The following is a 7,324-nucleotide window of genomic DNA, read 5'->3' on the forward strand; positions in this document are numbered from 1 at the left end:
TGAACTTATGTAACATCCATTCCTCTATTGGGAAGAGTCATGAGAATCATAAGTAGGGCTAAGAAGCAATTGTACTTACCTGAGTAGATTGGGATTTTTGGAGATCTGTGGGGTCATGTCCCCGAATGGCGCGAAACATGCCAAACCGACATAAACCCGTACCAAAAGCGACGCGCATCAGCAACAATGTCGGCACTTCTCGCAAGGATTTAATTAAACCGGGGAGGCCAAACTTGATCAGGCCTTCTGGTCGAGCGACTCCTTGCCAAATGGAATCGAGCCAGGAGGGAAGGGTTTCTTCTGTCCAATCCTCAGTGATGACCTGTCCTTCGGTGTATCCTGTGGCTTCTAGCAGTTCGGCAAACCCTTCAATGCTGGAAAATGCAGGATGAGACCACTGATCTAAAAGTTGTTTCATAATGACGCGCTCTAAGCCATTGAGGGGGATTTTTCGGTCATCCCGTTGATTCCAGTCGGCAACGACTAAAATTCCCCCTGGTTTGAGGACTCGGAGCAGTTCTTGGGCAAAAATGGCTTTATCGGGCATATGGGGCCCGGCTTCAATTGACCAGACGACATCAAAACTGGCATCGGGGAAGGAGAGCGCCATGGCATCATCGACGGCAAATTTCGCGCTCAGTCCTTCTGGGGTTAACTCTTGGGCGCGTTTGACTTGTTGGGGGCTGATGGTAATGCCAGTTACGTCAAAGTGGTAATCTTGCGCTAATATCCGACTACTGCCGCCAATGCCACAGCCGACATCTAGGACGGTGGTGTTGGGGGGTAGGGCATCTAAGCCACCCCAACGCACCATTTCATGAACAAAATCGGCTTTAGCGCTGAGGAAGTTTTTGCGCTCTGGAGGGGAGCCATAATGGCCGAGATGGATATGTTCGCCCCAGTAGAATTCTAGGATGCCTTCCTCTGTCCATTGGTCGTAGGAGTTGGCGACGGAGGCGGAGGATTCATAGCGACGGGCGGTGACGAGATAGAGGATAATGGCGATCGCCACTAAACCCACTATTACCCCCCCTGTTAAATACCAGATATTCATCAAATCTTTGCTGTTTTCTTACACTGACTGAATGCTCTATTTAGCATAAGGGATTTCTGATATCAAGTCCGGATAAAGGGTGATATCAAGTCCGGTTTCCGCAAGCGGACATGAAAATTTGTTAAGAAGCGGGCAAGATGCCCACACTCCTCTAATCCCTTGATCTGACTGGAGTGGGAGCATCTTGCTCCCTAAATTTTTAATCGCTCCCTAAATTTTTAATCGCTCCCTAAATTTTTAATCGCTCCCTAAATTTTTAATCGCTCCCTAAATTTTTAATTAGGGTATTTCCGCTTCGCGGACATGAATAAGCGAACTTGATATGAAGAAGCGGGCAAGATGCCCGCACTCCTCTAATCCCTTGATCTGACTGGAGTGGGAGAGGGCAAGCTTTACTGAACTTCAACCGTTTGAGTCACGTTAATCAAGGTATTATTGCCCCGTTTAAGTTGATATTCGCCGCGCCAAGTACCGGGAATTAGGGGCAGATCGCGGGTGTTTCTTTTTCCCCCATAGGCTAAAATGATGCGATTGGGGCGATCGCGAACAGTCTTGTTTTCGGCGATCGTCTGACCCTGGGGATCGACCACCCGTAGGTATTCCTCATCTCCCTGCAACACCCCAAACCCATGCACCCAAAATACTAAGGCATCTCCCTGCAAAGATAACTGCTTGTCGCGAAACTTACCTGACCATACCTGCTCCAGATTGGGCACTTGACTAGCAAACCCTGCCCGAATCAAGCCCGTTGGAGTATATTTAATGTCCTGACTCCACAGGGAAGTCCCCGAAACATTACAGCCCGGCCCCGCTTCCGGCCCCACAAAGGGATCGACTACATTCCCCTGATAGCGCAGGGTTAAATGGACATGGGGAAAGGAAGACTCACCCGAAGACCCCACCATACCTAATACTGTGCCTGTTTTTACTTCAGTTCCCGGTTGGACTGCCACACTCCCCTGGCGTAAATGACAATATTGGGTTTCCCAACCCTGACCGTGATCGATGACCATACCATTGCCACAATTCATACCTTCAATGGCTTCTAACTCTGCCTCCGAAGTAATCCGCCGATCTTCCACCCCATCCCGTACCCGCAACACCCGACCCGGAGCAGAGGCAAGCACGGGTACACCTTGCTGCATCGCCCATTCATCCGGAATCCCAAAATCGGTTCCAGAGTGGCCATCCTGGGTCATCCGGCCGCATCCCACATCCACAGCCCCCGGCCCCGGATCGCGGTCTACATAGCGAAGAATATAACAATCCTCTCCTAAAGAACACTGAATGGGTTGGGCGAATTTCGGCCAGGTTTGGCTTTGGGCGTTACTATTGCCGTTCAACAGGCTACAACTGGTAAAAAGGATTACGCCTAGAAGGATCAGCACTATGGTGGGTATACGGTTCAGTTTGGGGAGTTTCATAGATATCAATTAACAATTAACAATTTTCATGTCGGCGATCGCGGAAACAATGGATCTTAGATTCTGAGGAGTGCGAGCGTCTCGCTCGCTTGCTCTTTATGTTGATACAGTTTGCAGCGCTTGCACAATTTGGCGATCGCTTTTCAGACAACCTTCCCATTTTACTATGATTTTATAATCAATGCTGAAGTAGAGCGGACTCCAATCTCTGTATATTTATGTAAATAAATAAAACAATTTGATTAAAAATTGGACTTTAATATCTAAGTGAGTTACGATGCTAAATGTGAATCTATTATACCCACATCCTGACGTTATGACCCAATCCGCGCTTCAGAAGGCTTGGTTATCCCTTCCCCAAAACGCTCAAGAATCCATTGTAAACCATAACTTCATGCCCGTTTTATTAGATGCCCTAGGGTTTGGTAACTCTGACTATTTTCCGGAATATCCTACGGGTAGGGGCAATGATAAGGTTGATTTTGCTGCTCGTAAGAATAAAAACAATCAGAGTTTTTTAGACAAGCCTCAAGACCCTTTTTTACTGATTGAAATTAAAGGCAGAGAGGTTAACTTTAACCAGTCTACCCGATATCAGGCAACAGTGAATCAATTGAAGCGTTATCTTTCTCCGGATGCTATTAACTGTAAATCAGTGCGCTGGGGAATCATTACCAATGGAGACGCGATTCAACTCTTTCGCAAGCATGGAAAAGTGGTTTTTCCAGTTACCCAACTTACACCTTTAAATGCCGACAATATCGATCAAAAAGTAGCGGATATTAAACAACACCTGAAACAGACGGCTAGGGCGCTATTTGTGGTTTGTTATAATAATAAAGGTGGAGTGGGGAAAACCACAACTACCCTTAATGTTGCTGCTGCCTTGAGTTTATCTCAGAGAAAGGTATTGGCGATCGACTTTGATCCGAATCAACGAGATTTAACTCATAGCTTAGAAATGCAGCCTGCATCGAGTCGATTATATCAGTGTTTAGAGGATTATAAAAACCATCATATCCAAGAAGCGATCGCCCAATATCGTCAGAAACTTAAGTCTGGTAAAGAATTAGGCTTTGATATCATTCCTGCTGACGAAGCCTTTCTACGCTTGAAAGAACAAGAGTTAACGGCAAAAGTGACTAGGGGGAGATTAAGACAGGTTCTGCAAGTTTTGCGGAATGAATATGATTATATTTTTATTGATTCTCCTCCCAATTGGCAACTGTTTAGCCAAGAAGCAGTGATGGCGGCTGATGTGGTATTAATTCCGACAAAACATAATAATTTAGCTTCTTTGGAAAATGCCGCTTTAGCCATCTCGCAGTTTTTACCCGAAGTGGGCAACCGCAGGCGAGATATTTTATCTCCGGATGCGGATAACCCTACGGCTTTACCCATCTTTTATAATGGAGAAACGATGACAGATGCCCAACAAAGACAGGCTCAGAATGCTATTGTCAGACTGATTAAATCCCACAAAAAGGACTTTGGTTCAGATTTACAGCCCTATTTTTTTCCAAAATACACATCATCAACTAAAAATATGGATGTGTTTGCGCTGAAAAATCATGCCCATATTTCCAATGCAGTATTTAAGCGTAAACCGGCGGCGTATATTAATAAGGAGGTGTTGGCTTCCTATAAGGAATTAGTTCAGGAGTATTTTATCTAATGAAACAGGAAATTGGCGCTCTCATCTATCTCTATTTAGAGGAAATTGAACCGGGAGAACCGGTAAAGGTGCATGAGTTTTTGATTAAGGAAACGGCTAAGGCAGTGAGTCGAGCGGGCGATCGCAACTGGCTCCCGATCGTCGTCAAACAAATGGGTCAAGATCGTTACCAAGTCATCAGTAATATGTTCGCCTATGCCGTTGCCGAAGAAGCCGGTTTAGAAAAAGTCTGGTGTATCATTGCTGACGATTCAGAAGTGACTCAAGCCGCCTGCGAGTTACTTTCGCAAGAGCGCTTACCGAAAATTGACTTAGCCACCGCAACGGTTGACGACATTCACCGGGGGTTAGATTACTTAATTCATCGTGCCGTTAATCCCTTAAAAGGGGTAAAAGTGGCTGTGGCAACTAACCGCATTTTTGAAGCACCGCGCCCAACCTGGAAACCGAGTTTAATGGACGTAACTCAACTCAAGTGTGGCATCACCAAAGGGGCAAAGCTGAATGCATTTAAGGAAGTCTTTTATCTTTCTGCTCAACCGACTGTTCCCGTTGAGACACCTAAGATCGAGAAAAAAGAGACGGTTGAGCCAAAGGCGCTCAAGAGTTTAACGGTTGCTCAATTGAAGAAAATTGCCAAAGAACGGGGTTTATCGGGCTATTCTAAATTGAAGAAAGGGGAGTTACTGGAGTTGTTAAAGACGTAAGCTGAAACCCCATCCTGGCTATTTGGGATGGAGGTTATATCAAATCCTTAAATGGTTGCTACTTTGTGTGTACTGTAGAGACATGGTGGGGAAGGGCGGGTTTACGAAAATAGTCGCCAGTCTACAAGATTTGGGTATAACCCGCCCCTACAGAGATCTGTAGCGTAAATAAATAGATTTGATATTATTCCTTCCCTTGATGCAGCGCTCTTTTCTGGGAAACTTGAGGATTGAGCCAGAAATAGGCGATCGCCATTCCCCAGGCGATCGCCAGCAGTTGTTGTAGCACATATCCAGGGGTGAGGGGATTCACCTGGAGATCGAATGAGCCAATACCGTAGGAAAACTGCTGCAAGAACCACCAAAACAGATAAAAAGTCACTGGCAGTTGCATCGGGATAAACACAATCAGCAGGGGTAGCACAGTTTCAATTTTAGCTTTCGGAAACCGGATGACATACGCGCCAAGAAGAGCCGCGATCGCCCCATTTGCACCAATAATCGGTAAAGCCACATCCGGATCGAGGAAAACTCGCACTAAACCCATCATTACACCACTGAGCAAATAAAACCCCAGAAAACCCCATCGCCCCATTTCCCTTTCGAGCCGTTGACCAAACACAAACAAGAACAGTAAATTACCCAGAATTTGGGCGTAACTTTTATGCAAAAATAAAGCAGGTAAAATCGCAAAACAGCGCCATAAAAAGGCCACCCACACCGCCGGATTACCCTTAGCGATTCCCTCTTGCCACAATCCTGTAATTTCATGGGGAATCATGCCCCAATAACCCACCCAATCCCTTAAGTCTCCTGCTAAATCTAAGCGGATTTGGGCTAAAAATACCATAAACATCAAACCGATTAAACCATAACAGATAACCGGAGACTGGGTATTAGGTTGGGTATCGCGGATGGGAATCATAAGAGTAGGGAATCGGAGCAGAATAACCCCGATCTTAACAAAATCATTCCTGATTCGTTGCCTAACTTCCCCCTTAGATGGAGACATCCGGTAAAATTAACTATTGCTTCTATAGCAGTCCTAAATGAGTTACAGCATTTTCCTCTGCTATGCGATACATCTCGATCCCCCTAAATCCCCCTTAAAAAGGGGTACTTTCCTCGTTCCCCCCTTTCTAAGGGGGGCTAGGGGGGATCGCACTGTACCTCATGAGAGCGCCAAGTGCTGTATGTAACGATTGCCCCTCATCCCCCTACCCCCTTCTCCTGTGGGAGAAGGGGGAAAGTCAAGAATCCCGTGGGACAGGGATATAGGGAGAGGGCATTTCCAATTGCACAATTCATTTAGACTAGCTATACCCATTCCCAAAAATTCAACATGAATATTTTGACTAAACTCCTCTCCAAACCTGCACTTAAACCCTTATTTGGCCAAAGGAATCGAGGGATCGAAATTAAATCAGCAGCCGAAATTGAGATCATGCGAATCAGTGGTCAAATTGTAGCTACTGTTCTCAAAGAAATTGCGGAAATAGCCGAGCCAGGAATGACCACTGCCGATCTAGATGCCTATGCAGAAAAACGAATTCGCCAGATGGATGCCACACCCAGTTTTAAAGGCTATCATGGCTTTCCAGCTTCTATTTGTGCCTCCGTTAATCATCAGGTCGTTCATGGTATTCCTTCCCGGAAACAAGTGCTAAAAGCGGGAGATATTTTGAAGGTCGATACGGGTGCTTATTATCAGGGGTATCACGGAGACTCTTGTATTACGATTCCATTAGGAAAAATTCCTGCATCAACCCAAAAACTGATCGATGTGGCAGAACAAGCCCTATATGAAGGCATAAAACAGGTAAAACCGGGTAATACTCTGCTTGATATTGCGGGTGGCATTGAAGATTATGTGCAACCCTATGGCTATACTATCGTAGAAAACTATACTGGTCATGGAGTGGGACGCAACTTGCATGAAGAACCAGCCGTGTTTAACTTTCGCACCCATGACCTACCGAATGTAACTTTGCATCCAGGAATGACTTTGGCGATCGAGCCGATTATTAATGCGGGTTCAAAAGTTACCCGTGTTTTACCGGATCAGTGGACAGTGGTGACCGTGGATAATGCGCTCTCTGCCCAATTTGAGCATACGGTTTTAGTGACCGAGAAGGGTTACGAAATTCTCACCGATCGCACCCTTGTATAGCAACAGGTAGGGCCAGAAAAAAAACCCCAGCTTTTAAGAACTGGGGGTGAGATAGGAATCAGGGTGCATCTATTGAATGTTCTTCCCCCAGATAAAAGACGGCTCCGGACAAAATAATCGATTGGATTGGAGATTATATCAAGTCCGGTTTCCGCAAGCGGACATGAAAATTTGTTAAGAAGCGGGCAAGATGCCCGCACTCCTCGAATTCTTTGATATGACTGGAGTGGGAGAATCTTGCTCCCTGGATTTTTAATTAGGGTATTTCCGCTTCGCGGACATGAATAAGCGAAC

At 45.8% G+C, this 7,324-nt stretch carries 6 protein-coding genes; 3 read left to right on the forward strand and 3 right to left on the reverse strand.

The window, feature by feature from the left end; all coding sequences use genetic code 11:
* Positions 1-58: 58 nt before the first annotated feature.
* Complete coding sequence (locus tag PMG71_RS03360) at positions 59-1,054, reverse strand: methyltransferase domain-containing protein (RefSeq protein WP_283752229.1); 996 nt, start codon at positions 1,052-1,054, stop codon at positions 59-61.
* Between the two features lie 392 nt (positions 1,055-1,446).
* The gene (locus PMG71_RS03365; protein WP_283752230.1) at positions 1,447-2,478 is read right to left on the reverse strand and encodes a M23 family metallopeptidase; all 1,032 of its coding nucleotides are present in this window, start codon (positions 2,476-2,478) and stop codon (positions 1,447-1,449) included.
* Between the two features lie 316 nt (positions 2,479-2,794).
* On the opposite strand from PMG71_RS03365, the gene PMG71_RS03370 reads away from it, so the two are divergent.
* The gene (locus PMG71_RS03370; RefSeq protein ID WP_283752231.1) at positions 2,795-4,153 is read left to right on the forward strand and encodes an AAA family ATPase; all 1,359 of its coding nucleotides are present in this window, start codon (positions 2,795-2,797) and stop codon (positions 4,151-4,153) included.
* Positions 4,153-4,860, forward strand: coding sequence for a Rho termination factor N-terminal domain-containing protein (locus PMG71_RS03375; RefSeq protein WP_283752232.1), 708 nt, complete (start codon positions 4,153-4,155; stop codon positions 4,858-4,860). Before PMG71_RS03370 ends, PMG71_RS03375 begins: the two co-directional genes overlap by 1 nt.
* A 184-nt stretch (positions 4,861-5,044) precedes the next feature.
* On the opposite strand, the gene PMG71_RS03380 is transcribed toward PMG71_RS03375, so the two are convergent.
* The gene (locus PMG71_RS03380; RefSeq protein ID WP_283752233.1) at positions 5,045-5,785 is read right to left on the reverse strand and encodes a rhomboid family intramembrane serine protease; all 741 of its coding nucleotides are present in this window, start codon (positions 5,783-5,785) and stop codon (positions 5,045-5,047) included.
* 417 nt (positions 5,786-6,202) lie between these two features.
* Here PMG71_RS03380 and map point away from each other — a divergent pair, with 417 nt between their 5' ends.
* Positions 6,203-7,030 (forward strand): type I methionyl aminopeptidase, encoded by an 828-nt coding sequence (gene map, locus PMG71_RS03385; protein ID WP_283752234.1) that lies wholly within the window; start codon positions 6,203-6,205, stop codon positions 7,028-7,030.
* Positions 7,031-7,324: the final 294 nt, after the last annotated feature.

Source organism: Roseofilum acuticapitatum BLCC-M154 (assembly GCF_030068475.1).
Taxonomy (GTDB): Bacteria; Cyanobacteriota; Cyanobacteriia; order Cyanobacteriales; family Desertifilaceae; genus Roseofilum; species Roseofilum acuticapitatum.